The 24595-nt window shown below is 53.7% G+C and carries 23 protein-coding genes; 15 read left to right on the forward strand and 8 right to left on the reverse strand.

The features are described from left to right. Positions 1 to 298: 298 nt before the first annotated feature. The 6 genes from OGX67_RS06165 to opgB all read left to right on the forward strand — a co-directional run bounded on the left by OGX67_RS06165 (position 299) and on the right by opgB (position 6027). Positions 299 to 1075 carry a threonine/serine exporter family protein gene (locus OGX67_RS06165; RefSeq protein WP_257651264.1) on the forward strand — a complete coding sequence of 259 codons (777 nt, stop codon included), beginning with the start codon at positions 299 to 301 and terminating at the stop codon, positions 1073 to 1075. Further along, complete coding sequence (locus OGX67_RS06170) at positions 1066 to 1539, forward strand: threonine/serine exporter (RefSeq protein WP_003019127.1); 474 nt, start codon at positions 1066 to 1068, stop codon at positions 1537 to 1539. Before OGX67_RS06165 ends, OGX67_RS06170 begins: the two co-directional genes overlap by 10 nt. Positions 1540 to 1662: 123 nt before the next feature. After that, on the forward strand, positions 1663 to 2202 hold the full coding sequence (gene dnaT, locus OGX67_RS06175; RefSeq protein ID WP_003019130.1) for a primosomal protein DnaT: 540 nt from the start codon (positions 1663 to 1665) through the stop codon (positions 2200 to 2202). 2 nt (positions 2203 to 2204) lie between these two features. After that, positions 2205 to 2942, forward strand: a complete 738-nt coding sequence (dnaC, locus tag OGX67_RS06180) for a replicative helicase loader DnaC (RefSeq protein WP_003019133.1) — start codon at positions 2205 to 2207, stop codon at positions 2940 to 2942. A gap of 70 nt (positions 2943 to 3012) precedes the next feature. Beyond that, positions 3013 to 3504 carry a YjjA family protein gene (locus OGX67_RS06185; RefSeq protein ID WP_003830016.1) on the forward strand — a complete coding sequence of 164 codons (492 nt, stop codon included), beginning with the start codon at positions 3013 to 3015 and terminating at the stop codon, positions 3502 to 3504. A gap of 231 nt (positions 3505 to 3735) precedes the next feature. Further along, complete coding sequence (gene opgB, locus OGX67_RS06190) at positions 3736 to 6027, forward strand: phosphatidylglycerol--membrane-oligosaccharide glycerophosphotransferase (RefSeq protein WP_257651265.1); 2292 nt, start codon at positions 3736 to 3738, stop codon at positions 6025 to 6027. Between the two features lie 42 nt (positions 6028 to 6069). On the opposite strand, the gene OGX67_RS06195 is transcribed toward opgB, so the two are convergent. Both OGX67_RS06195 and OGX67_RS06200 read right to left on the reverse strand, forming a co-directional pair. Continuing rightward, positions 6070 to 7515 carry a tagaturonate reductase gene (locus OGX67_RS06195; protein WP_268043142.1) on the reverse strand — a complete coding sequence of 482 codons (1446 nt, stop codon included), beginning with the start codon at positions 7513 to 7515 and terminating at the stop codon, positions 6070 to 6072. A 13-nt stretch (positions 7516 to 7528) separates the two neighbouring features. Then, positions 7529 to 8551, reverse strand: a complete 1023-nt coding sequence (locus OGX67_RS06200; RefSeq protein WP_057063135.1) for a zinc-binding alcohol dehydrogenase family protein — start codon at positions 8549 to 8551, stop codon at positions 7529 to 7531. Positions 8552 to 8687: 136 nt separating this feature from the next. Between OGX67_RS06200 and OGX67_RS06205 the strand changes: the two genes are divergently transcribed. The 3 genes from OGX67_RS06205 to OGX67_RS06215 all read left to right on the forward strand — a co-directional run bounded on the left by OGX67_RS06205 (position 8688) and on the right by OGX67_RS06215 (position 11744). Next, positions 8688 to 9602, forward strand: a complete 915-nt coding sequence (locus tag OGX67_RS06205; protein ID WP_003019148.1) for a GntR family transcriptional regulator — start codon at positions 8688 to 8690, stop codon at positions 9600 to 9602. Positions 9603 to 9814: 212 nt separating this feature from the next. After that, positions 9815 to 11176 carry an MFS transporter gene (locus OGX67_RS06210; protein ID WP_003845612.1) on the forward strand — a complete coding sequence of 454 codons (1362 nt, stop codon included), beginning with the start codon at positions 9815 to 9817 and terminating at the stop codon, positions 11174 to 11176. 52 nt (positions 11177 to 11228) lie between these two features. After that, positions 11229 to 11744 carry a GNAT family N-acetyltransferase gene (locus OGX67_RS06215; RefSeq protein ID WP_257651267.1) on the forward strand — a complete coding sequence of 172 codons (516 nt, stop codon included), beginning with the start codon at positions 11229 to 11231 and terminating at the stop codon, positions 11742 to 11744. Here OGX67_RS06215 and tsr read toward each other — a convergent pair. Then, positions 11741 to 13402 carry a methyl-accepting chemotaxis protein gene (gene tsr, locus OGX67_RS06220; RefSeq protein WP_003019155.1) on the reverse strand — a complete coding sequence of 554 codons (1662 nt, stop codon included), beginning with the start codon at positions 13400 to 13402 and terminating at the stop codon, positions 11741 to 11743. The genes OGX67_RS06215 and tsr overlap by 4 nt on opposite strands. Before the next feature lie 365 nt (positions 13403 to 13767). Between tsr and btsT the strand changes: the two genes are divergently transcribed. From btsT to yjiA, 3 genes are all read left to right on the forward strand, one after another. Further along, positions 13768 to 15918 (forward strand): pyruvate/proton symporter BtsT, encoded by a 2151-nt coding sequence (gene btsT, locus OGX67_RS06225; RefSeq protein ID WP_003019158.1) that lies wholly within the window; start codon positions 13768 to 13770, stop codon positions 15916 to 15918. 110 nt (positions 15919 to 16028) lie between these two features. After that, on the forward strand, positions 16029 to 16223 hold the full coding sequence (locus OGX67_RS06230) for a YbdD/YjiX family protein (RefSeq protein WP_003830038.1): 195 nt from the start codon (positions 16029 to 16031) through the stop codon (positions 16221 to 16223). A gap of 12 nt (positions 16224 to 16235) precedes the next feature. Continuing rightward, positions 16236 to 17192, forward strand: coding sequence for a GTPase (yjiA, locus tag OGX67_RS06235; protein ID WP_032948466.1), 957 nt, complete (start codon positions 16236 to 16238; stop codon positions 17190 to 17192). A 50-nt stretch (positions 17193 to 17242) separates the two neighbouring features. On the opposite strand, the gene OGX67_RS06240 is transcribed toward yjiA, so the two are convergent. The 4 genes from OGX67_RS06240 to OGX67_RS06255 form a co-directional block, all read right to left on the reverse strand. Continuing rightward, positions 17243 to 18307, reverse strand: a complete 1065-nt coding sequence (locus OGX67_RS06240) for a DUF2955 domain-containing protein (RefSeq protein WP_071696551.1) — start codon at positions 18305 to 18307, stop codon at positions 17243 to 17245. Further along, entirely contained in the window at positions 18297 to 19364 is a 1068-nt protein-coding gene (locus OGX67_RS06245) for an HlyD family secretion protein (protein WP_257651268.1), read from the reverse strand. Before OGX67_RS06245 ends, OGX67_RS06240 begins: the two co-directional genes overlap by 11 nt. 6 nt (positions 19365 to 19370) lie before the next feature. Then, positions 19371 to 19835, reverse strand: coding sequence for a MarR family winged helix-turn-helix transcriptional regulator (locus OGX67_RS06250; RefSeq protein ID WP_003019178.1), 465 nt, complete (start codon positions 19833 to 19835; stop codon positions 19371 to 19373). 147 nt (positions 19836 to 19982) lie between these two features. Further along, positions 19983 to 20147 carry a DUF1127 domain-containing protein gene (locus tag OGX67_RS06255; RefSeq protein WP_003019180.1) on the reverse strand — a complete coding sequence of 55 codons (165 nt, stop codon included), beginning with the start codon at positions 20145 to 20147 and terminating at the stop codon, positions 19983 to 19985. A 177-nt stretch (positions 20148 to 20324) separates the two neighbouring features. Between OGX67_RS06255 and OGX67_RS06260 the strand changes: the two genes are divergently transcribed. Further along, entirely contained in the window at positions 20325 to 21737 is a 1413-nt protein-coding gene (locus OGX67_RS06260) for an aminotransferase-like domain-containing protein (RefSeq protein ID WP_016149495.1), read from the forward strand. A gap of 51 nt (positions 21738 to 21788) precedes the next feature. Here the strand turns inward: OGX67_RS06260 and OGX67_RS06265 are convergent, their stop codons facing one another. After that, a complete protein-coding gene (locus OGX67_RS06265) occupies positions 21789 to 22775 on the reverse strand; it encodes an Rpn family recombination-promoting nuclease/putative transposase (protein ID WP_257651269.1) in 987 nt (328 codons plus the stop codon). Between the two features lie 230 nt (positions 22776 to 23005). Between OGX67_RS06265 and OGX67_RS06270 the strand changes: the two genes are divergently transcribed. Next, positions 23006 to 23821: an AraC family transcriptional regulator gene (locus OGX67_RS06270; RefSeq protein ID WP_057063846.1), complete on the forward strand. Its 816-nt coding sequence runs from the start codon at positions 23006 to 23008 to the stop codon at positions 23819 to 23821. Between the two features lie 48 nt (positions 23822 to 23869). Further along, entirely contained in the window at positions 23870 to 24520 is a 651-nt protein-coding gene (locus OGX67_RS06275) for a LysE family translocator (protein ID WP_257651270.1), read from the forward strand. Positions 24521 to 24595 lie beyond the last annotated feature (75 nt).

Raw genomic sequence — 24595 nt, forward strand, 5'->3', positions numbered from 1 at the left:
CCAAACTGTCAAGCTATTATTACATGATTACGCATAAATACGTTATTTGTAAAATTAAAATAACTACAATAGGTCGTTAGCATGGCTTATGTATTTGCCATCCGGATAAATAACGCTACATTACAGTCATGCGCCCTCTCATACCTCGGCGGGTGGGGAGTGTTAATATGCCATAACCGTATCGTCGGTGTCTTTTTTCGACACAAAGATTGATCTTAGCCAGAGCCAGCGGGCTCATGCTTCATGATAAAAGTAAACATTCGTCACTCAAAGAGATCCTTTTCAGTCAGAGCGAACCATGCAAACAGAGCAGTCGTCACAGCGAACGGTTACACGGTTATGTATTCAATGCGGTCTTTATTTACTTCAGCATGGGGCAGAAAGCGCGCTGGTTGACGAGCTTTCCACCCGCCTCGGGCTGGCGCTTGGCATGGATAGTGTAGAAAGCGCTATCTCCTCTAACGCTATCGTCCTGACCACCATTAAAGACGGGCAATGCCTGACATCAACGCGAAAAAATCAAGATCGCGGCATTAATATGCACGTCGTGACAGAAGTGCAGCACATTGTCATTTTGGCGGAACATAAACTGCTGGATGTTAAAGGCGTAGAGAAACGCTTTAGCCAGATTAAACCACTGCGCTATCCAAGATGGCTGGTCGCCCTGATGGTCGGTTTATCCTGCGCCTGTTTTTGTAAACTCAATAACGGCGGGTGGGATGGTGCGGTGATCACCTTTTTCGCCAGCATGGTGGCGATGTATATCCGCCAGATACTGGCATCCCGGCATTTGCATCCGCAAATCAATTTTTGCATCACCGCCTTTGTGGCGACCACCATTTCAGGCTTGCTGCTGACGTTGCCGACTTTTAGTAATACTCCGACTATCGCTATGGCCGCCAGCGTGCTACTGCTGGTTCCGGGTTTTCCGTTGATCAACTCCGTCGCGGATATGTTTAAGGGACACATTAATACCGGGCTCGCTCGCTGGGCTATTGCCAGTCTGCTTACGTTAGCAACCTGTATTGGCGTGATCGTGTCGATGACCTTATGGGGGCTGCGCGGATGGGCGTGATCGATTTCATACTGGCGCTGATGCAGGATATGATCCTGTCGGCGATCCCAGCGCTTGGCTTTGCCATGGTATTCAATGTCCCCCATCGGGCGCTCCCATGGTGCGCATTACTCGGCGCACTCGGTCACGGCTCACGAATGGTGATGATGACCGCAGGGTTTAATATTGAATGGTCAACATTTATGGCGTCGCTGCTGGTCGGCTGCATTGGGATCCAGTGGTCGCGCTGGTATCTGGCGCATCCGAAAGTCTTCACCGTCGCGGCAGTGATCCCTATGTTTCCGGGGATCTCCGCCTACACAGCCATGATCTCAGCAGTAAAAATCGGCCATTTTGGTTACAGCGAAGTGCTGATGATTACCCTGCTGACCAACTTCCTGAAAGCCTCATCGATTGTCGGTGCGCTCTCCATCGGTCTGTCCGTGCCAGGATTATGGCTGTATCGCAAACGTCCACGCGTTTGACGGTACACTTTCTTTAATGCCGTGCAGAGAGGGGAATCTCCCCTCACCTGCTGCTCTCCTTCTTCTCTGTGTTACTATAAAAGCAGTCCCCTTCTCGGTTGTTGTTCAGTATTGAGAAACATTATGCCCTGCAAAATTTTGACGCCAGACGTCACGAGCATTGACGCCTTACTACACGATCACCACGCTGTGCTGGCCAAGTCTGCGGGTGGCGCCGTAGCCGTATTCGCTAACAATGCACCAGCGTTTTACGCGGTGACGCCTGCGAGACTGGCTGAGCTGTTGGCGCTTGAGGAGAAACTGTCACGCCCGGGAAGCGATGTGACATTGGATGATCAATTTTATGAAGAGCCGCAAACCGCTCCCGTTGCCGTGCCAATGGGGAAATTTGCGATGTACGCTGCCTGGCAGCCTGATGCCGATTTTCAGCGTCAGGCCGCTTTATGGGGCGTAGCGTTGCGAGAGCCGGTTACTGCTGAAGAACTGGCCTCATTTGTTGCCTACTGGCAGGCTGAAGGCAAAGTCTTTCACCATATTCAGTGGCAGCAAAAACTGGCGCGCAGCATTCAGATTGGACGGGCCAGCAATGGCGGAATGCCAAAGCGCGATGTGAACAGCGTCAGTGAACCTGACAGCCACATTCCACCGGGTTTTAGAGGATAACGATGAAAAACGTTGGCGACCTGATGAAACGTCTGCAAAAAATGATGCCACCTAATGTCGAGCCCGCCTTTAAAACGGGCGAGGAGCTGCTGGCATGGCAAAAAGAGCAAGGTGAAATTCGTGCCGCAGCGCTGGCCCGCGAAAACCGGGCCATGAAAATGCAGCGCACATTCAACCGTTCCGGTATCCGTCCGCTGCATCAGAACTGTTCGTTCGAAAACTATCGGGTAGAGTGCGAAGGTCAGATGAACGCCCTGAGCAAAGCCCGCCAATACGTTGAAGAGTTTGACGGCAACATCGCCAGCTTTATCTTCTCCGGCAAACCCGGCACCGGCAAAAACCATCTGGCCGCCGCCATCTGCAACGAACTGCTATTGCGCGGCAAGTCGGTACTGATCATTACCGTGGCCGATATCATGTCGGCGATGAAAGAAACGTTCAGCAATCGTGAAACCAGCGAAGAACAGCTGCTCAACGATCTGAGCAATGTGGATCTGCTGGTGATCGACGAGATCGGCATGCAGACCGAATCCCGCTATGAAAAAGTGATTATTAATCAGATTGTCGATCGCCGTTCATCCTCAAAACGTCCGACCGGCATGTTAACTAACAGCAATATGGATGAAATGAACAAGCTGCTGGGCGAGCGCGTGATGGATCGTATGCGCCTTGGCAACAGCCTGTGGGTCATTTTTAACTGGGAAAGCTACCGTAGTCGGGTCACCGGTAAAGAGTATTAACGTATTAGGACCACTCCTAAGACTGCCAGCGCTATACTGCGCTGAAAAGGCATAACACGAGTTGCATATAATGATGAAAACTACCAAACGTCTGCTGTGCTGTGCGCTTGCCGCCAGCACGCTCATCTCCACCAGCGTTTTCGCTGCCTCCTGGCAGGACTCGCTCTCCAGCGCGGCCAGTGAGCTGAGCAAACAAAGCTCCGGCTCGCAAAGCAGCTCGTCGCTCTCTTCCCTGACCAGCCTGCTGAATGGCAGTAATCAGTCGTTGACCTCCAGCAGCATGAATAACGCCGCCGGGATCCTGGAATATTGCGCGAAACAGAAGCTGGCCTCGGTCACCGACACGCAAAACGTCAAAAACCAGGTGCTGGATAAACTGGGGCTCAGTGCTCCTGAGCAGAAGCAAGACACCAACTATATGGACGGGATTCAGGGTCTGCTCAACGCCAAAGATGGTCAACAGCTGGACCTGAACACGATTGGCAACAGCTCGCTGGCGAAGCAGGTTAAAACCAAGGCCTGCGATCTGGTGTTAAAACAGGGCATGAACTTCATTTCCTGACGCACGACATGCCGCGTATAACCTGCGCGGCATCTATTTTTTACCCCATTACATTCACACGTTAAATAACCAGTAAATCCCCTGCAAAAAACTCACATATCTAAACCAATTCTGAATAACAACGTAATTTAATGTCACTACAATTGCAGCAATATAACATCGCTATTACATTGTGCTTTCCCCTAATGATTAGCCTGCCAGGCATGTGCCCGGTTTATTGAGGATCGACCGTTGTCAGAATTAATCTCCATCACTCTGTTTCTCGCTTCAGTGCTGATTTACGCCTGGAAAGCGGGTCGCAACACCTGGTGGTTTGCCGCCACGTTAACGGTGCTGGGGATTTTTATTGTCCTGAATATCACGCTGTACGCCAGTGACTATTTCACCGGCGACGGGATCAATGACGCGGTACTCTACACGCTGACCAACAGCCTGACCGGCGCGGGGATTGGAAAATATATTTTGCCGGGGGTCGGCATCGCGCTGGCGCTGACGACGGTTTTTGTCGCGCTCGGTTGGATCCTGCGCCGCCGTCGCCATCACCCGCATCATGTGGGCTACAGTCTGCTGGCCCTGCTGCTGGCGCTGGCCTCCGTTGACGCCAGCCCGGCGTTTCACCAGATAACCGAACTGGTGAAGTCGCAGTCGCGCGATGGCGATCCGGATTTTACGACGTATTATAAAGAGCCGTCGAAAACCATTCCCAACCCGAAGCTGAACCTGGTGTATATCTACGGTGAGAGCCTCGAGCGCACCTATTTTAATAACGACGCGTTCCCGGATCTGACCCCGGAACTCGGCGCGTTAAAAAATGAAGGTCTGGATTTCAGCAATACCATGCAACTGCCGGGTACCGATTACACCATCGCTGGCATGGTCGCCTCCCAGTGCGGTATTCCGCTGTTTGCGCCATTTGAAGGCAACGCCTCGGCGTCGGTCTCAAGTTTCTTCCCTAACAATATCTGTCTGGGCGATATCCTGAAAAACTCCGGCTATCAGAACTACTTTGTGCAGGGTGCCAACCTGCGCTTTGCCGGCAAAGACGTGTTCCTGAAATCTCACGGCTTTGACCATCTGTACGGTGCGGAAGAGTTAAAAAGCGTGGTGGCGGACCCGGCCTATCGTAACGACTGGGGCTTCTACGACGATACCGTGCTGGACGAAGCATGGAAAAAATTCGAAGAGCTTTCGCGCTCGGGCCAGCGTTTTTCACTGTTTACCCTGACCGTGGATACCCATCATCCGGATGGATTTATCTCACGTAGCTGCAACCGTAAACGTTATGACATCGACGGGAAGGCCAACCAGTCGTTCAGCGCGGTCAGCTGTAGCCAGGAAAACATTGCCGAATTTATCAATAAAATCAAAGCATCGCCGTGGTTTAAAGATACCGTTATCGTGGTTTCTTCCGATCATCTGGCGATGAACAACACAGCATGGAAGTATCTGAACAAGCAGGATCGTAACAACCTGTTCTTCGTGCTGCGCGGCGACCAACCGCAACAGGACACGCTGGCGGTAAAACGTAATACGATGGATAACGGCGCAACGGTACTGGATATTCTCGGCGGCGATAACTTTATCGGTCTTGGCCGTAGCAGCTTGTCGAGCGAATCCGTGTCGGAAGTATTCCTGAACATTAAAGAAAAAATGCTGGCGTGGAAGCCCGATATCATTCGCCTGTGGAATTTCCCGAAAGAGATGAAAGAGTTCACCGTCGACCAGGACAAAAATATGCTCTCCTTCTCCGGCAGCCATTTCCGCTTGCCGCTGCTTTTACGGGTATCGGACAAACGCGTCGAGCCGCTGCCGGAAAGCGAATACTCGGCCCCGCTGCGCTTCCAGCTGGCTGATTTTGCCCCGCGCGATAACTTTGTCTGGGTCGATCGCTGCTACAAAATGGCGCAACTGTGGGCGCCGGAGCTGGCGCTTTCTACCGACTGGTGCGTTTCACAGGGTCAGTTAGGCGGGCAGCAAATTGTGCAGCACGTCGACAAAGCCAAATGGAAAAGTAAAACCGTATTTAAAGATACGGTGATCGACATGGAGCGCTACAAAGGTAACGTCGATACACTGAAAATTGTCGATAACGACATTCGCTACAAAGCAGATAGCTTCGTTTTCAACGTGGCGGGCGCGCCGGAAGAGGTGAAACAATTTAGCGGTATTTCACGCCCCGAATCCTGGGGACGCTGGTCCAATGCGCAGCTCAGCGAAGAAGTAACGATAGAGTACAAAGCCCCGTTGCCGAAGAAATTCGATCTGGTCATTACCGCGAAAGCCTTCGGCGACAATGCCAATCGTCCGATCCCCGTGCGCGTTGGCAACGAGGAACAGACGCTGGTGTTAGGCCATGACGTCAGCACCACTACCTTACATTTTGATAACCCGGCGAATGCCGATACGCTGGTTATTGTTCCACCCGCTCCGGTCGCCACCAACGAGGGCAATATTCTCGGTCACTCACCGCGTAAGCTGGGGATCGGGATGGTTGAAATCAAAATAGTGGCTGCTCAGGGATAAAAAAACAGCGCCCAACACCACACCGGGCGCTGCATGGCAACCTTATTCCAGACTGTTCACCGCCTGGCGCATACCCTGCACCAGAATCATCTCCAGGTTGGCCGTCACCTGCCCGGCAAGCCCAGGTAACAACGTCAAATCCTCTCCCCAGTGCGCCGCATCGCCAAGCACTGCATCCACCAGTTCACGCAGCGTTAAATCATTGCCAACTCGCGGCCACAGGCTGGCATAGAGGCTTACCCACTGCTCATCATCCTGTATCGGATAGCGTTCCCCGTTACGCTCTGCGCGATAAAACGACAGCAGCGCAGCGAGGGCAAACGTTAACCGCACTGGCCAGCGCCCATTTTGCTCACCCGCCAGCAGTTGCGGCAAAATTCGGGTGCGGAATTTAGTCATCCCGTTAAGCGCAATGGAAAGCAACTGGTGGCGAATGTAGGGGTTCTGAAAACGCCCGCTCACCGCATCGGCAAATTCTCGCAGTTCGTCCGCCGGGAGATCCAACACCGGAATAATCTCCTCACTAATCGCCCGCTCGACAAAGCGGCGGATATCAGCATCCTGCATCGCCTCGCCAACGGTCTCCAACCCGCACAGCCACGCCACCGGCACCAGCGCCGTATGCGCGCCATTGAGAATAGCGACTTTGCGCTCTTTGTACGGTTTGATATCGCTCACTACACGGATATTCAGCGGACACTGCGCCAGCTTCAGCTCCTCTGCCAGCCACTGCGGCCCCTGGATCACAAACAGGTAAAAATGCTCCGCGGTATCGAGAAACGCATCGTGATAGCCAAGTGTAGCCTCCAGCGCAGCGGCTTCTTCGCGCGGGTAGCCGGTGACAATACGGTCAACCAGCGTGGAACAGAACGTATTTGCCGTCTCCACCCAGTCGGCAAATGCCGGAGGAAGCTGCCACTCCTGCGCATACCGCAGCACCAGGGTTTTGAGCGCCTCACCGTTATAGTCGATAAGCTCGCACGGGATAATTACCCAGCCCTTATCCACCGCGCCCTCAAAGTGGTTAAAGCGCTCCAGCAGCAGGCGCGTCAGTTTGGCCGGAAAGCTTACTGGCGGCGCATCATCCACACAGTCTGCCGCGTGATAGCTAATTCCGGATTCGGTAGTATTTGAAAACACAAAACGGATATCTGCATTGTGCGCCAGCGCCAGATACGACGCGAAATCCTGGTACGGGTTGATTTCGTGATTCACCGAACGGATAAGCCGCGCCTCACTCACCGCCTCACCCTGCTCGTTTAGCCCGCGAATAAGCGTGGTATACAGCCCGTCCTGGGTATTCAGCGACGGCGGGAAATCGGTATTAATTGGCCGAACGATAGTCACGCCAGCGTTCAGATCGGTATGCTCGTTGAGGATATCCAGTTGCCAGTCGACAAACGCCCGCAGAAAGTTACCTTCTCCAAACTGGATCACACGCGTTGGGTAGCTGGCTCCCGGAAAATCACGTCGATTCAATGTTTTCATCCTGTTTTCCCTCTCAGAACGTGATCACGCCTTTAATCAGTTCACGGTTGTTGATCACATCCCGCTCGTAGATTTCAGCCAGTGTGGCAAACGCGTAACAGTGCGTAAGCATCATGTCGGCGGTCAATTTGCCTTCCGACATCAGGCGGCCCACTTTAGCGAAATCTTCCGGCGTGGCGTTGCGACTGCCCATCATGGTGGTCTCTTTCTTGTGGAACTCAGGGTCAGAGAACTGCAAATCGCCTTTAAACAACCCAACGAAAACGATGCTGCCACCATGACGAATCAAATTCACCGTGTTATTCATCGCATGCTGATTCCCCGTGGCATCAATCACCTTTTGCGCCAGCGAACCGCCAAACTGAGCGCGCAGCTGCGCATCAAAATCTTCAGCGGATGGGTCGATAACCGGGAGTCCCAGGCGGGAAACCACATGGTCTCGGCGCGCCGGACTGGTATCGGCGACCACCACCTGTGCGCCATCGGCTTTGGCAATCGCTGCTGCCCCCAGGCCAATCGGACCAGCGCCGACCACCAACACCTGCTCACCCGACGCCACCGCCGCCCGGCGTACCGCATGCGCGCTGATGGCATAAGGCTCAATCAGCGCCGCCGCCTGCGGGTCAATCCCCTGCGCATCCAGCAGGTTGGTCACCGGAACGGACAAATATTCACTGAAACCGCCATCCTGGTGCACGCCAATTACTGAAATCTTCTCACAGCAGTTGGTGCGCCCGCTCAGGCATGCCGGACACTGCTGGCAGGCCACGTAAGGAATAACCGCCACCTGCTGACCATTTTTCAGATTCTGTATATTCTTACCCAGCCCGACAATTTCCCCACATATTTCATGCCCTAATACACGTGGGTAGCTGAAAAAAGGTTGATTGCCACCCCAGGCATGAATATCGGTACCACAAATCCCTACCGATTTAATTTTTATTAATGCTTCACTCTCACCCGGAATAGGTATTTCGCGTTCTTTCCAGACTAATTTTTTAGGTTCCTGGCAAATCAACGTATTCATCGTAGACATGATTCTGCTCTCCTGTTTTTTGTTGCCTCAGATATCAACGAAAATAAAAAAGACGGAGAAAGCAGAAACACAATCTGTGAATCCCAGCGCATAAAAATGTTTTAAATCGGGTTTTAATAGATAAAAAGGAGAAGCCATGAGCCGTTCGCAGAACTTACGCCACAATGTGATTAACCAGATTATCGATGATATGGCGCGTGGTCATATCCCTTCCCCGCTCCCCTCACAAAGTGCACTGGCAGAGATGTACAACATCAGCCGCACCACCGTGCGCCATATGCTGAGCCACTTAGGCGAGTGCGGCGTGCTGACCCAGGTCGGCAGCCACTATGTTATCGTGCGTAAACCCGACCATGACGACGGTTTTGCCTGCACCACCGCCTCCATGACCGAGCAAAACCGGATTTTTGAGCAGGCTTTTTTCACCATGATCAACCAGCGCCAGCTGCGTGCAGGCGAGAGCTTCTCCGAACTGCAGCTTGCCAGAGCCGCGGGCGTCAGTCCGGTAGTCGTACGGGAATATCTTTTAAAATTCGAACGTTACAACCTGATCAAAAACGAAAAACGCGGTCAATGGAGCATGAAGCAGTTCGATCAGGCCTATGCGGAGCAGCTGTTTGAACTCAGAGAAATGCTGGAAACCCATTCCCTGCAACATTTTCTCAATCTGCCCGACGATGACCCACGCTGGCTGCAGGCGAAAACGCTGCTGGAACGCCACCGGATCCTGCGCGACAGCATCGGCAGCAGCTTTCGTATGTTCTCGCAGTTAGACCGTGAGTTTCATGCCTTGCTGCTCTCTGCTGCCGATAATATATTTTTCAATCAATCACTTGAAATCATCTCCGTGATTTTCCACTTCCACTATCAGTGGGATGAGAGCGACCTCAAACAACGCAACATCATTGCCATCGATGAGCATATGACCATCCTCAGCGCGCTGATCTGCCGCAGCGACCTGGATGCCACCCTGGCGCTTTGTAACCATTTGAATTCAGCCAAACAATCAATGATTCGTTCCATCAACCAGAGTCATAGCGCCGCCCATTAAGTACCGATAAAAAACAGCAAATCATTACCGGGAGCACGATTTTATAAAAATAAAAACGCCTGAAAAATACCTCTTGCCTATGCTCACGCTAAGTCGACTGTATTAAAACTTTTGTGAGCGGTGATGAGCAAATTGATTCATCACCGGTATTTTTTCAATACTGCACAGTCCTGCTGTGTGAAAAATAAATTATTGAGGTTCAGGAGTCCGGCGTGGAAAAAAATAATATTACCCTCGACCCGAGTTCTTCGTTTGGCACGTCATCATCTGCGGATATTAATGTTCCGCCTGAGGGCATGGTGCAACGCAGTAGCCGAATAAAACGTATTCAAACCACGGCAATGATTTTATTATTTTTTGCTGCGGTTATTAATTACCTCGACCGCAGTTCTCTGTCGGTCGCCAACTTAACGATTCGTGAAGAACTGGGGCTGAGCGCCACGCAAATCGGCGTGCTGCTGTCGGTATTTTCTCTCGCTTATGGTATTGCGCAATTGCCCTGCGGCCCGCTGCTGGATCGCAAAGGTCCGCGCATTATGCTGGGGCTGGGGATGTTCTTCTGGTCGCTGTTTCAGGCGATGTCCGGCATGGTACACAGCTTCACCCAGTTTGTGTTGGTGCGTATCGGGATGGGGATCGGCGAAGCGCCAATGAACCCGTGCGGCGTAAAGGTCATCAACGACTGGTTTAACATCAAAGAGCGCGGCCGCCCGATGGGATTATTCAACGCCGCCTCCACCATCGGGGTTGCCATTAGCCCGCCGATTCTGGCTGCCATGATGCTGGTAATGGGCTGGCGCTGGATGTTCATCACCATTGGCGTGCTGGGTATTTTCCTCGCCATCGGCTGGTACATGCTGTATCGCAACCGCGAGCAAATTGAGCTGAGCGCCACGGAACAAGCGTACCTGAACGCTGGTAGCGTCAATGCCCGCCGAGATCCGCTGAGCTTTGCCGAATGGCGCAGCCTGTTTCGCAACCGTACCATGTGGGGCATGATGCTGGGCTTTAGCGGCATCAACTATACCGCATGGTTATACCTGGCCTGGCTGCCGGGCTACCTGCAAACCTCCTACAACCTGGATTTAAAAAGCACCGGATTAATGGCGGCGATCCCGTTCCTGTTTGGCGCAGCCGGCATGTTGATTAACGGCTTTGTCACCGACTGGCTGGTAAAAGGCGGTATGGCACCGATTAAGAGCCGTAAGATTTGTATAATCGCCGGGATGTTCTGCTCTGCAGCCTTCACCTTCGTTGTGCCGCAGGCCACAACGTCGATGGCCGCCGTGTTACTGATCGGTATGGCGCTGTTCTGTATCCACTTCGCCGGTACCTCGTGCTGGGGCCTGATCCACGTCGCCGTCGCCTCACGCATGACCGCTTCCGTGGGCAGTATCCAGAACTTTGCCAGCTTTATCTGCGCATCGTTTGCGCCGATCGTCACCGGATTTATTGTTGATACCACCAACTCTTTCCGCCTGGCGCTGATCATCTGTGGCTGCGTCACCATGGTGGGGGCCCTTGCCTACATCTTCCTGGTTCGCCAGCCCATTAGCGATCCACGTAAAGATTAATCCTCCAGATGCCCGATAACACCGTGCTTATCGGGCATGTTATGCTCCTCGTATGAACATCACCTTACGCGCTACTACTCTGGCAGACGCAGCCGCTCTTCCCGCCATCGAACGATCTGCGGGGCAACGTTTTTTACAGATCCCAGAACTGGCGTGGATTGCTGATGAGCAGATTATATCGGCTGCTCAGCATCAGGCATTTGCCGCCACTGGCTTGAGCTGGCTGGCGCAGGCCGATGAGCATCCGGTCGGCTTTTTAGTCGCCGAAACGCTGGATTCATCGCTGTTTATTGCGGAACTGTCGCTGCATCAGGAGTGGCAGGGAAAGGGAATTGGCCGCCGATTAATTTGCTATGTTGCCGAACAGGCGGGCGAGAAAGGTTACACATCGCTCACGCTGACCACCTTCCGCGATGTGCCGTGGAATGCGCCATGGTACGCGCGTCTGGGATTTGAAATGTTGGCTGAAGAGACGCTGCCTGCAAAGTTGCGCCAGAAAAGAGAAGAGGAAGCAGCGCATGGACTGGCGTATGAATCACGCTGCGCCATGCGCCTGATGCTTACTTAGAACGTTTCCCAGTTATCCCCGGCATCCGCTACCGCGGCTTTACGCGGCTGGACCGTTGAAACCGGTTTAGCGGCCGCAACGTCACGCGCGCGCTGTTGGTCATGCTGAATACGGAACACGGCAACGGCTTGAGTCAGGCGGCTGGCCTGCTCTTCCAGCGCGGCAGCGGCAGCGGCGGACTCTTCCACCAGCGAGGCGTTCTGCTGCGTCACACGATCCATCTCGGCAACGGCCAGACCAACCTGATCAATACCGCGGCTCTGTTCATCAGAAGCAGAGGCGATTTCACCCATGATATCGGTCACGCGGGTTACCGCATTAACGATCTCATCCATGGTTTCACCGGCGCTTTCAACCAGCGTTGAACCGACATCCACACGGCTGACCGAGTCTTCAATCAGGCTCTTAATCTCGCGCGCGGCCTGTGCACTACGCTGGGCCAGGTTACGCACTTCACCCGCCACCACCGCAAATCCACGGCCCTGCTCGCCCGCACGTGCGGCTTCTACTGCGGCGTTGAGTGCCAGAATATTGGTCTGGAAGGCAATGCCGTCGATGACACTAATAATGTCAGCGATCTTCTGCGAACTGGAAGCGATATCACGCATGGTTTGCACCACGTTGTCCACCACTTTGCCGCCTTTCTGCGCGGTTTCCGACGCACTCAGCGCCAGATGGCTGGCCTGACGCGCGTTTTCGGCGTTCTGCTTCACAGTTGCCGTCAGCTGTTCCATGCTGGCTGCGGTTTCTTCCAGAGATGCAGCCTGCTGTTCGGTACGCGAGGAGAGATCGTTATTGCCCATCGCAATCTCGCTGGCCCCGCTGTAAATCGCGTTGGCGCCGTTACGCACGTCACCCACGGTGTTCATCAGCTCACCCTGCATGTGACGCAGGCTTTCCGCCAGTTGCCCAATCTCGTTGGAACCTTCCACTTCAATACGCTTCACCAGATCGCCGCTGGCGATATGACGAATGCTGTCAATCAGACGGTTCATTGGGGAAATAAGAGTCAGTTTGATACCAAACCAGACCGCAATAATCGCCGCCAGAACGGTGATCAGCACACAAACCAGCACCCACATCGCCTGGCTGTAAGAGCTGTTGTTATCTTCCACCGCGATGTCATACAGGCGATCGTTCTGCTGCATGTAATTGATATACTGCTTCTCAAAACCATCCTGATAACTCTGCGTCGGTTGATCAAAGAACGCATTGATCTTCCCGTCACCCAGTAACTGGATCAGCTCCGCCAGCGCACCGTGATAGATGTCATAGGTGCGGTTGATCTCCTGAAAAGCGGCTTCGCTTTGGCGCGGATCGCGCGGGAGCGACTCGTAAATCGCCCAGTTTTTTTCCGTCAGCTTCAGCGCCGTACTCGCCACCTGCATCAGCTCGGCAACGGTCGCGCCGCTGCCGATATTGCTCTGATCCATCATGTAGCGAATGCCTGCCCGGTTCAGGGTGTTACGCGTTTGCAGCAGTTCAACCCAGGTGGCGTTCAGCGCAGACTGTTGCTGGCGAATGGTTTGCAGAACGGTAAAGTTCTCTTTGTCATTCTTAAGTGAGTTAAAAAACAAGCCGCCCGAGGCGAGCTGTAAAAGGCCAAATAGCGCCAATACCAGCAGTAAGCTGGTAACAATCTTCATACGTTTTAACATGTTTTCTCTTTCCGCTAGACAGATGTCAGAATTTTCGGCCTGGAAAGGGAAAACTTTATGAAATTTGTGCTAGTTGAATCGATCTCAGCATCGACGATTCGTCGATCTACGCCGTCTGCCAAAGCGCTAAGCGGGTTTATTAGTGATCTCAATCACATAAATATACCCGTTAGTCCCCACCGCTTACCGCTCGCTGACACTTGGGACCGCTTAAGCTGACATACAACCGCTCACTTATTTACCTTACTTTACGCGCGTAATTCTCTGGCAAGATCCCCCCAACATAGCAGTCAAATAACCTCCTCAAACACAAGATCTAACCCACGCGGCTTCGGCCAATTATTAATTAGATACCAGGTTTTACTATGGATACGAAAAAGATATTCAAGCACATACCCTGGGTGATTCTCGGAATCATCGGTGCATTCTGCCTCTCGGTAGTGGCATTACGTCGGGGTGAACACATTAGTGCCCTGTGGATCGTAGTCGCCTCAGTTTCTGTTTATCTGGTGGCTTATCGTTACTACAGTTTGTACATCGCCCAAAAGGTGATGAAACTTGACCCGACGCGCGCCACGCCGGCGGTCATCAACAATGATGGTCTGAACTACGTTCCAACCAACCGTAACGTGTTGTTTGGTCACCACTTTGCTGCTATCGCAGGTGCAGGTCCGCTGGTTGGGCCGGTACTGGCCGCGCAGATGGGCTACCTGCCTGGTACGCTGTGGTTGCTGGCGGGCGTAGTGTTGGCCGGTGCAGTACAGGACTTCATGGTGCTGTTTATCTCTTCTCGCCGTAACGGCGCATCTCTGGGTGAGATGATCAAAGAAGAGATGGGCCCGGTGCCGGGAACCATTGCGCTGTTCGGCTGCTTCTTAATCATGATCATCATCCTCGCGGTACTGGCGTTGATCGTGGTGAAAGCACTGGCTGAAAGCCCGTGGGGTGTGTTCACCGTCTGCTCAACCGTACCTATCGCGCTGTTTATGGGGATCTACATGCGATTCCTGCGCCCAGGACGCGTGGGCGAAGTGTCGGTGATTGGTATTGTGTTGCTGGTTGCCTCCATCTACTTCGGCGGCGTGATTGCGCACGACCCGTACTGGGGCCCGGCGCTGACCTTTAAAGACACCACCATTACCTTTACCCTGATCGGTTACGCGTTTATCTCTGCGCTGCTGCCGGTATGGCTGATCCTCGCCCCGCGCGACTATCTGGCTACTTTCCTGAAAATCGGCGTTATCGTCGGTCTGGCGGTGGGGATTGTTATCCTCAACCCGGAACTGAAAATGCCGGCGATGACCCAGTACGTTGATGGTACTGGCCCGCTGTGGAAAGGCGCTCTGTTCCCGTTCCTGTTCATCACCATCGCGTGTGGTGCGGTATCTGGCTTCCACGCGCTGATCGCTTCCGGTACTACACCGAAGCTGCTGGCCTGTGAAACCGACGCGCGTTTCATTGGTTACGGCGCGATGCTGATGGAATCCTTCGTGGCGATTATGGCGCTGGTTGCTGCATCCATCATCGAACCGGGTCTGTACTTCGCAATGAACACCCCGCCTGCTGGCCTTGGCATCACCATGCCGAACCTGCATGAAATGAGCGGTGAGAACGCCCCACTTATTATGGCGCAGTTGAAAGACGTTACCGCACACGCAGCGGCAACCGTCAGCTCCTGGGGCTTTGTGATTTCACCTGAGCAGATCCTGCAAACCGCGAAAGACATCGGCGAGCCGTCCGTTCTGAACCGCGCAGGTGGTGCACCGACGCTGGCCGTTGGTATCGCCCACGTGTTCCACAAAGTGCTGCCGATGGCTGACATGGGCTTCTGGTACCACTTCGGTATCCTGTTCGAAGCGCTGTTCATCCTGACCGCACTGGACGCCGGTACCCGTTCTGGCCGCTTTATGCTGCAAGATTTACTGGGTAACTTCGTTCCGTTCCTGAAGAAAACCGACTCTCTGGTTGCGGGTATCATTGGTACTGCGGGCTGCGTAGGCCTGTGGGGTTACCTGCTGTATCAAGGTGTTGTTGACCCGCTGGGCGGCGTTAAGAGCCTGTGGCCGCTGTTCGGTATCTCTAACCAGATGCTGGCTGCCGTGGCGCTGGTTCTCGGCACCGTGGTGCTGGTTAAAATGCAACGCACCAAATACATCTGGGTTACCGTGGTTCCGGCAGTATGGCTGCTTATCTGCACCACCTGGGCGCTGGGTCTGAAACTGTTCAGCACCAACCCGCAGATGGAAGGCTTCTTCTTCATGGCGAATCAGTACAAAGAGAAGATTGCTAACGGCGGCGAACTGACCGCTCAACAGATTGCCAACATGAACCACATCGTCGTCAACAACTACACCAACGCAGGCTTGAGTATTCTGTTCCTGGTGGTGGTGTACAGCATCATTTTCTACGGGTTCCGTACCTGGCAGAAAGCCCGCGCCATCGACGGTCGATCTGATAAAGAGACACCGTATGTACCGGTGCCGGAAGGCGGCGTGAAAACCTCTTCACATCATTAAGCCGTAATTGCCGGATGGCGCTGCGCTCATCCGGCCTACAAAATGTGGAGTATGTAGGCCGGATAAGGCGCAAGCCGCCATCCGGCTTTATTCATTAACAGGACGGCAGAATGTTTGGTACTTTAGGTCAGGCAAAAAAATATCTCGGTCAGGCGGCAAAGATGCTGATTGGCATTCCGGACTACGACAACTACGTCGAGCACATGAAGACCAACCATCCCGATAAGCCGTACATGACCTACGAAGAATTCTTCCGCGAGCGCCAGGAAGCCCGCTACGGTAGCGGCGGAAGCAGTTGCTGTTAGAAGGAGAAGTGAATGACCCCGATTGCAGTTACCCTACTCACCGGTTTTCTTGGCGCGGGTAAAACCACCCTGCTGCGCCATATTCTCAACGAGCAGCACGGTTACAAGATTGCCGTTATCGAAAACGAATTCGGCGAAGTCTCGGTGGACGATCAGCTGATTGGCGATCGCGCAACACAGATCAAAACCCTGACCAACGGCTGCATCTGCTGCACCCGTTCGAGCGAACTGGAAGACGCGCTGCTCGATCTGCTCGACAACCTCGACAAAGGCACCATCAATTTCGACCGTCTGGTGATCGAATGCACCGGCATGGCCGATCCCGGCCCGATTATTCAGACCTTTTTCTCCCATGAAGTAATTTGCGAACGCTACCTGCTGGACGGTGTGATTGCGCTGGTTGACGCGGTGCATGCCGACGAGCAGATGAACCAGTTCACCATTGCCCAGTCGCAGGTAGGCTACGCCGACCGCATCCTGCTGACCAAAACCGACGTAGCAGGTGAAAGCGAAAAACTGCGTGAGCGCCTGGCGCGCATCAACGCCCGCGCCCCGGTGTATACCGTCACGCATGGCGATATCGACCTTTCGCAACTGTTCGACACCAACGGTTTTATGCTGGAAGAGAACGTGGTCAGCGCCAAACCGCGCTTCCACTTTATCGCCGACAAACAAAACGATATTTCCTCGATCGTCGTCGAGCTGGATTACCCGGTGAACATCAGCGACGTGTCCAGGGTGATGGAAAATCTATTGCTGGAATCCGCCGAGAAGCTGCTGCGCTACAAAGGCATGCTGTGGATTGAAGGCGAACCAAACCGCCTGCTGTTCCAGGGCGTCCAGCGCCTATACAGCGCCGACTGGGACCGCCCGTGGGGCGACGAACAACCGTACAGCCAACTGGTGTTTATTGGTATTAATCTGCCGGAAGACGAGATCAGAGCCGCGTTTGCGGGATTGAAGAAGTAGATTTTTTGTAGGCCGGATAAGGCGCAGCCGCCATCCGGCATTCCAACCACTCACTCGGTGATCACAAATCGTGTCGCCGCAAAGCAGTTCAATATCCGGTGCACCAGAAATACCATCGTTAACGTGGCCAGCAGCGCGACGGTAACGGAAGTGATGCGGTAGAGATCGCTGAATACCAGGTCCTGATCCGGATGCAGGTTCTGGCCGAACATAATGCCGATGGTGGTGATACTGGCAAAACCCACGCCCGCACCGACTTTTTCCATTACATGCAGGCGGGCGCTGAACGCCAGCCCGAGGCCAATCAGCGGCATCATCAACAGCATATGGTTGCTGAAATCATACACCAGCAGTTGCACCAGCAGAATGTACAGACAAGCCAGAACCACGCCGACCACGCGCCAGAGAGAGCTCAACACCGCGCCGCGATAATGCATCGGAAACAGGATCAAAACGCCCGCCATCAGCGCCGACAGCGAATCGCTCAAGTCGCAAATCTGAAAGACTACAAAAATCATTGTCGCCACCGAACCGGAAAGCAGCGACTCGTGACGAACCCGAGCATCATCTTTTTCAATGCGCGGCGGCGGCTGGCGGTGTTCCACGTCCGGGATCAGATAATGCAGCAGCGCGCTCAGCGCCACCGCCATGACGCAGGCCTCCATATTGGAGAACATCAGCGTATGCCAGTTGGTGTTGGGATAGCTCATAAAGTTGAGCATCGTGCTCTGGCACACCACGCCCATTGAACCGAACAGAAACAGCGGCCCTTTACTCATCAAACGAAAACGCATCACGTACAAGCCAAATACCACCAGCGTCATAATCAGCGGCCATTGTGAGAGATAGCCGACAATCAGCACCATTTCGACGCAATTCACCGCCGCGCTGAACACAAACTGTTTTGCCACATGGCGGTTGAACACCGGTACCAGCGACAGCAGCATCAGCGGATAAACCACAAAGAACACGCCGTACTGCACGTTGTAAAAGGTCGAGATACTCAGCGCGATTGTCCCGGCAACCGAGATACGCAGGGTCTGGCGAAAATCATTGGCAGTGTAGACAATATTCCCGTGCGGCGTAAAGACGTGGGCCAGGGTGTTAATAGACATAATGCAGCCAGCTAACGAGATGGATCTGCGCCCCGGCAAAGGTGCGGGCGAACATCCCCTCGCTGTTGTACAGCTGTACCGTGGCGCGCGCCCCGGTCGGCAACGACGTGTCGAGCGGTTCGTTCAGCGCGACGTGAATACGCATACGTTGGGCGTCGCGCACCCAGCGGGTAGACTGTTCCGGTTGCGACAGCTGGCCGTTAACCTGCTCCTGTCCTGCCAAAATACCGGCATCGCTGCTGGTGACGCGAGCAGAGAAAACCTTGCCCGGCATGGCGTCGAACACCACCGCGGCATCGGTATCCACTTTAGTGTGACGCAGGCTTTTCTCGCGAAAGTCGGCCACGATATCGGTCTGGTGGCTGACCAGCGCCAGCAATGGCGTGGCGGCAGTGGCGTAAAGTCCGGGGCTAAGCTGGAGGTTGCTCACCGTACCGTCGGTCTGAGCATACACTTTGCTCCAGCCGAGGTTCAGTTGCGCCTCGTCCAGTGCATTACGGTATTTTTGCAGCGTCACGTTGCGGTTTTCATCGCGCTCGCCGCGCTGAATCAGCAGGTTCTGAATACTGGCATTGAGCGCCGACACCGACTGCTCGCTGGTTTGCCAGGCGGTGCGCACCTTGTCGAGATCGGCTTGCGACACGTTCTGCATGGTGCTCAGGCGCTGATAGCGGTCAAAGGTGGTCTTGTCGTTCCGGGCGTTGAATTGCGCGGTGCGCAGGTTGGCACGCACAGAGGCGATCTGCGCATCCAGCTGTTGGTTGCTCAGCTTTGCCTGCTCAAGGGCGATTTGCGCAGCCTCGACCTTATTGATAAACGGCGTCGGATCCAGTTCGTACAGCAAATCGCCCTTTTTCACTTGGCTATTGTTATGTACATGCACCTGCGAGACGTAGCCGGATACGCGTGAGGAAACAGGCGTTACCACACGCATCACCGTGGAGTCCGGTGTTAGCGGGATCCAGATATCGGCAACGATAAACCAGGCGAATATAACCAGGAAAGCGGCAATACTCACCCTTACCCAACGGGCAAATTTTTGTTCTGGGGTCATCATAGTTTTTTAGTGTTGATTGTCTTCTTCGCGGATTGTCCGCAAATTGCAGGCGAGTTGATTTAAGGTCGAGCTGAAGGCGGCAAGCTCCGCTTCAGGGATGGTACACGTAACGCGATGTTGATAGTTCTCAATCACCCGGTTTAGTTCTTCCAGCCTTGCGCGGCCTTGCTCGGTCAGCGTGAGCAGGCGAATGCGTTTGTCATAAGGCGATGTGGAACGCAGCAGATAGCCGTGCTTTTCCAACTGTGAGAGGGTGCGCATCAGCGGCGGCAGTTCAATACCCTGCACCTCCGCCAGTTCACTGACCGAGACGTTGTCTCCCAGTTGATACAGCTGCATCAATACCGTCCAGCTTGACTGCGTCAGGCCAGTGTCGGTAATGGCTGCATCAATAATGGCCCGCCACTGGCGCACCACCATTGCCATGCGCATCCCCATCGGGCGGCGGGCAAACAGTTCATCTTCAGTCATGTATCCTTCCCCTCATCGCTGATGAAGAAAATAATACTTATCATGGTAAGTATCAAGAAACACATCATTCAGAAGCATGAATTGATAAATACCATGAATACAAAAGAGGCCGGGCGATAACCCCCAGCCTCTGCCGATGAAAGAAAATCACTCCACCTGATCGCGTCGCAGCCCGACGTCCCGCAGCCGCTCGTCGCTCATCTGTTGCAATAGGCGCCGCGTTTGCGCTCGCAGCCGCCACGCCTTGTATGCCCGCCAGATCAGTACAAACCCAATAAACGGCTGTTTTGCTTTATTCTCGTGAAATTCCATACCTTGCCTCCCCGCCTTGCCAGAGGCTTTATCTTCACGGATTTGGCCCAAAACAATACAGACTCACAAAGTACTTTTATTTAACATACAGATTGGTTAAAAAGAGTTCTGCATCGCTTTTTTCACGCCAATCTGTACTGGTTTATTAATCTGTATGGTACCCATGAGGGATACAGCATGACGCGTTACCAACATCTGGCCAATCTGCTGGCCGAACGCATTGAGCAAGGTCTGTATCGCCATGGCGAAAAACTGCCTTCGGTACGCAGCCTGAGCCAGGAGCACGGGGTCAGCATCAGCACCGTCCAGCAGGCGTATCAGACGCTGGAACAATTACGGCTGATCACGCCGCAGCCGCGTTCCGGTTATTTTGTCGCACCACAAAAAGCACAGCCGCCGGTGCCGCTGATGTCACGCCCGGTCCAGCGTCCAGTTGAGATAACCCAGTGGGATCAGGTGCTGGACATGCTTGCAGGTCATGCAGACAAATCGATAATCCCTTTTAGCAGTGGCGTGCCCGATATCAATCAACCCAGCCTGAAGCCGCTCTGGCGCGAGCTAAGTCGCGTGGCGCAGCATAATCTCAAGGCGGTTCTGGGCTACGATGAATTACCAGGCTGTCGCGAATTGCGTCAACAGATTGCCCGGCTCATGCTGGACGGAGGTTCGGTCATCAATGCGGATGATATTGTGATCACCAGCGGGAGTCAGAGCGGGATGTCACTGGCGCTGCTGGCAGTCTGCCAGCCAGGAGATATCGTCGCCGTAGAATCGCCCGCCTATTACGGCACGATGCAGCTGCTACGCGGATTAGGGATCAAAGTTATAGAGATCCCAACCGATCCGGATACAGGGATCAGCATTGAAGCGCTGGAACTGGCGCTGGATCAGTGGCCGATTAAAGGGGTGATTCTGGTTCCTAACTGCAATAATCCCCTCGGATTTATTATGCCGGATGCACGTAAGCGGGCGGTCCTCGCCCTCGCCCAGCAGCACGATATTGTTATTTTTGAAGATGATGTGTACGGAGAGCTTGCCACGGAATATCCCCGTCCGCGCACAATACACTCCTGGGACAGCGATGGTCGGGTGCTACTGTGCAGTTCATTTACCAAATCCGTGGCGCCGGGGTTGCGCGTCGGTTGGGTTATTCCCGGTCGTTATCACGATAAATTTCTGCATATGAAATATGCCGTCATCGGCACTAACGTTCCTGTTACGCAGCTGGCGGCCGCCGCTTTCGTGCGCGAGGGGCATTATCATCGGCATGTTCGCCGTATGCGTCAGATCTACCAGCGGAATATGGAGATCTACACCTGTTGGGTACGGGAATACTTCCCCTGCGGGATCTGCGTCACCCGACCGAAAGGCGGCTTTATGCTGTGGGTCGAGCTGCCGCACCAGGTCGATATGGTCTGTGTCGCTAAGCAGCTCTGTCGCCTCAAAATCCAGGTTGCGCCGGGTTCGCTGTTCTCCGCATCAGGAAAGTATCGCAACTGCGTACGCATCAACTGCGCGTTGCCGCCAAACGAGAAGCATCGGGAAGTGATGCAAAAACTCGGGGAAGCGGTAAAGGTGGCGATAGAGTAAATCAGACCACCCGGTGCTACCGGGCTGGCGATTGCACGGTTTAGGTCATTTCTAATGGCTTACGCCCTGAATATCTTCAACGGAAAGTCGGGTAATTTTTTGCACCGTGCTGAGATCAGTACCGTCGGCCAGCATGGTGCGGGCAATGCGCAACGCCTCAGTACGTCGCCCCTCGATTAGGCCTTCTTGTTTACCTTCTTGTTTACCTTCCTGCTTACCTTCCTGCTTACCTTTTTGCTGGCCCTCTTGCAGACCCTCAAGCCACCCTTTTTGAAATCCAGCCTCATGCAATCTGTCTGCGATCGTCATTAAATGCTCCTTATGCTGCGGTGAACGTTCAGCAACCCCACGAATAAACTCACTGAAGCGAGGTGCATCGCCAGTTTGCAAAATATAATTAAACAGCGTCTTTATCTGGCTGTCATTAGTCACTCCCGTAAGTAGCAGGGAAACAATTTGCTCAACAAGCCCCATAAGATCGCGCTGACGGATATGTTTTTGGATTAACTCCAACAGCGCCATGCGTCGATGCTGCACAATTTCGTCATCTGGGATAACCGTAATATCCACCAGCGGAAACGCCGCAGCATACACCTGACGTGCCAGCTTCGGGTTGGCAAACTCGTCCAGCCAACATAGCGAATAAGGGTACGGACTTTTAGCGCCGTGATAGAACAGCATCGGCACCACCAGCGGCAACTGCTGATGTCCGGCATCCAGATGTTTCTGCATGGCCGCAACTGCATAGCGCATCAGTCTGAATGCCATATGCGCATCCGGTGTACTTTGGTGTTCAATCACCACATAAATATATCCATCCCCTTCTGTCGTATTCACCGACCACAGCACATCGGAATAGTACGCACGTAAATCCTCTTCAATGAAACTGTCTGACTCGAGTTTCAGCGTCTGAAGATCGCAAAGTTCACGTAGAGAGGCAGGAAGATGTATTTGCAGAAAATCCCGTGCAGTCTCAGGGTGACGTAAAAATGTTTTAAAAACCGCATCATGCGGTGTGGAAGTCGGCGCTTTGTTCATGGCGATCCGTCACCTGGAAATAAGATGCCATGACTGTAGCGCCGCAAAGCCACACCCTCACCTGCAACTTTCTCTGTTTGCGAGACGATTTCCGGGATAAAAACGTCCCTATGTAACTTCTGCATTTGTCTGGAACCCGTCACGCAGAATCGCTATCTCAATGCACATTCCCACTTTTTCACCACTCGGCCTGTGCTATAACGAATCATTACTTTCAGGGAGGACGCGATGTGACGCACACCCGGGATATTCCACAATCGTTCTGGCGTGATGAACTGCTCCCGTGGCTGGAACTGCGCAGCACCTGGCAAAGCCTGCAGGCCTATAAGCGGCATCACCACTCTCAGCTCTCGATTGGGGCAATTCTCGAGGGGGAAACGTGCTGCCTGTGCGATGGCAAGGAATACCATCTGCAGGTGGGCGATCTGATTGTGATCCCGCCGCTGGCACCTCACAGCTGTAATCCTGTTAACGGACAGTTTCGCAGCTATCACATGCTTTATCTTGATGCCCGGTGGTGCCTTGCCCATCTGCCTGCACAGAACAACAATCAGCGGCTTTGCACGCGCGATCGTGTTATCCGCGATCGGCAATTGTTCCAGCGCTATGTAAACCTCGTGGCACTTATGCAGCAACGGCAAACGACGCGGGTAACGGATGCCGCACAAGCATTGCTGCGTTCGCTGCCATTGCAATCGGTAGCACCGGAAAACCTAAGCGCCGCCAGCCAGTATCTGCGCGAACGGTTGCAGTCCAACCTGCAGGCTCCGCCCTCACTCGATGAGCTGGCACATGAGTGTCACATGCGTAAAGAAACGCTGATCCGTACCTTTAAGCAGGACACCGGGCTGACGCCAGGAAGTTATCTGAACATCATACGGATTGACTATGCCCGCCAGCGGCTGCGAGCCGGGGACGAAATTGCCGATGTCGGCTATCAGAGCGGGTTTGCCGACCAGAGCCATTTCCATCGCACCTTTGTTCGCTACACCGCCGCCACACCGCGCCAGTACGCGTTGGGGCGATCAATATCAGACAATAATTAGCGCTGCGTCAGGCGTACGGTGATCTCAGATTCATTGTCTGAGGTCGCTATGTCGCTGCTTTCTTTACTTTTTCCGTCTGCTTTTCCCGCGCTGGCGCTGGCACATTTTGTCGCACTACTCAGCCCCGGTCCGGACTTCTTTTTACTGGTCGGTTATGCCGTACGATACCGGATGCGCGGCAGCACCGGGCTGTGCGTGGGGATCGCTATCGGCAACGGGCTGTATATCCTGCTGGCAATTATCGGTTGGGGGATCCTGCGCCAGCTTCCCCTGCTGTTTACCATTATTGAGCTGCTGGGCGCGCTCTATTTATTGTGGATAGGCAGCCTGCTGATACGCAGCCGCCCGCAAACTCTGACCGGAGCGGATGCCCGGTCTACCTGTCCAGGATTTGGTAAACAGCTGCTGCTGGGATTGGGTTCGTCACTGCTTAACCCAAAAAATGCACTGTTCTATCTGGCGCTAATGACCGCCCTGCTCGGCCCGTCGGTGACGCTGCTGCAACAAACCATGAGCGGGATCTGGATGACCAGCGTGGTGCTGTTCTGGGATCTGCTGATCGTGATGTTCATCGGTTTACCGCAGATCCAGCGGCGGTTAACCAGAGGGATCTTGTGGGTAGAGCGTATCGCTGGCGGTGTATTGATTATCTTCGGTTGTGCTATCGCGCTGCGGTTTTTGCAGAGCATCGTAGTCTGATTTGCAGTGCGATTTTCTACACATAAACAGGATAAACTCGTTTAATTAATATCCAATCCGCATTACACTGCGGAT

Source organism: Citrobacter sp. Cf118 (assembly GCF_030334095.1).
GTDB lineage: Bacteria > Pseudomonadota > Gammaproteobacteria > Enterobacterales > Enterobacteriaceae > Citrobacter > Citrobacter freundii.

Excerpts from the sequence above, each read along its gene's own strand:
- dnaT (WP_003019130.1), top strand. The coding sequence starts at position 1,663 with ATGCCCTGCAAAATTTTGACGCCAGACGTCACGAGCATTGACGCCTTA.
- OGX67_RS06260 (WP_016149495.1), top strand. The coding sequence starts at position 20,325 with ATGACGCGTTACCAACATCTGGCCAATCTGCTGGCCGAACGCATTGAG.
- OGX67_RS06215 (WP_257651267.1), top strand. The coding sequence starts at position 11,229 with ATGAACATCACCTTACGCGCTACTACTCTGGCAGACGCAGCCGCTCTT.
- OGX67_RS06200 (WP_057063135.1), bottom strand. The coding sequence starts at position 8,551 with ATGTCTACGATGAATACGTTGATTTGCCAGGAACCTAAAAAATTAGTC.
- btsT (WP_003019158.1), top strand. The coding sequence starts at position 13,768 with ATGGATACGAAAAAGATATTCAAGCACATACCCTGGGTGATTCTCGGA.
- dnaC (WP_003019133.1), top strand. The coding sequence starts at position 2,205 with ATGAAAAACGTTGGCGACCTGATGAAACGTCTGCAAAAAATGATGCCA.
- OGX67_RS06240 (WP_071696551.1), bottom strand. The coding sequence starts at position 18,307 with ATGTCTATTAACACCCTGGCCCACGTCTTTACGCCGCACGGGAATATT.
- OGX67_RS06230 (WP_003830038.1), top strand. The coding sequence starts at position 16,029 with ATGTTTGGTACTTTAGGTCAGGCAAAAAAATATCTCGGTCAGGCGGCA.
- OGX67_RS06170 (WP_003019127.1), top strand. The coding sequence starts at position 1,066 with ATGGGCGTGATCGATTTCATACTGGCGCTGATGCAGGATATGATCCTG.
- OGX67_RS06165 (WP_257651264.1), top strand. The coding sequence starts at position 299 with ATGCAAACAGAGCAGTCGTCACAGCGAACGGTTACACGGTTATGTATT.
- OGX67_RS06205 (WP_003019148.1), top strand. The coding sequence starts at position 8,688 with ATGAGCCGTTCGCAGAACTTACGCCACAATGTGATTAACCAGATTATC.
- OGX67_RS06265 (WP_257651269.1), bottom strand. The coding sequence starts at position 22,775 with ATGAACAAAGCGCCGACTTCCACACCGCATGATGCGGTTTTTAAAACA.
- yjiA (WP_032948466.1), top strand. The coding sequence starts at position 16,236 with ATGACCCCGATTGCAGTTACCCTACTCACCGGTTTTCTTGGCGCGGGT.
- OGX67_RS06185 (WP_003830016.1), top strand. The coding sequence starts at position 3,013 with ATGATGAAAACTACCAAACGTCTGCTGTGCTGTGCGCTTGCCGCCAGC.
- OGX67_RS06245 (WP_257651268.1), bottom strand. The coding sequence starts at position 19,364 with ATGATGACCCCAGAACAAAAATTTGCCCGTTGGGTAAGGGTGAGTATT.
- OGX67_RS06250 (WP_003019178.1), bottom strand. The coding sequence starts at position 19,835 with ATGACTGAAGATGAACTGTTTGCCCGCCGCCCGATGGGGATGCGCATG.
- tsr (WP_003019155.1), bottom strand. The coding sequence starts at position 13,402 with ATGTTAAAACGTATGAAGATTGTTACCAGCTTACTGCTGGTATTGGCG.
- OGX67_RS06275 (WP_257651270.1), top strand. The coding sequence starts at position 23,870 with ATGTCGCTGCTTTCTTTACTTTTTCCGTCTGCTTTTCCCGCGCTGGCG.
- OGX67_RS06255 (WP_003019180.1), bottom strand. The coding sequence starts at position 20,147 with ATGGAATTTCACGAGAATAAAGCAAAACAGCCGTTTATTGGGTTTGTA.
- OGX67_RS06195 (WP_268043142.1), bottom strand. The coding sequence starts at position 7,515 with ATGAAAACATTGAATCGACGTGATTTTCCGGGAGCCAGCTACCCAACG.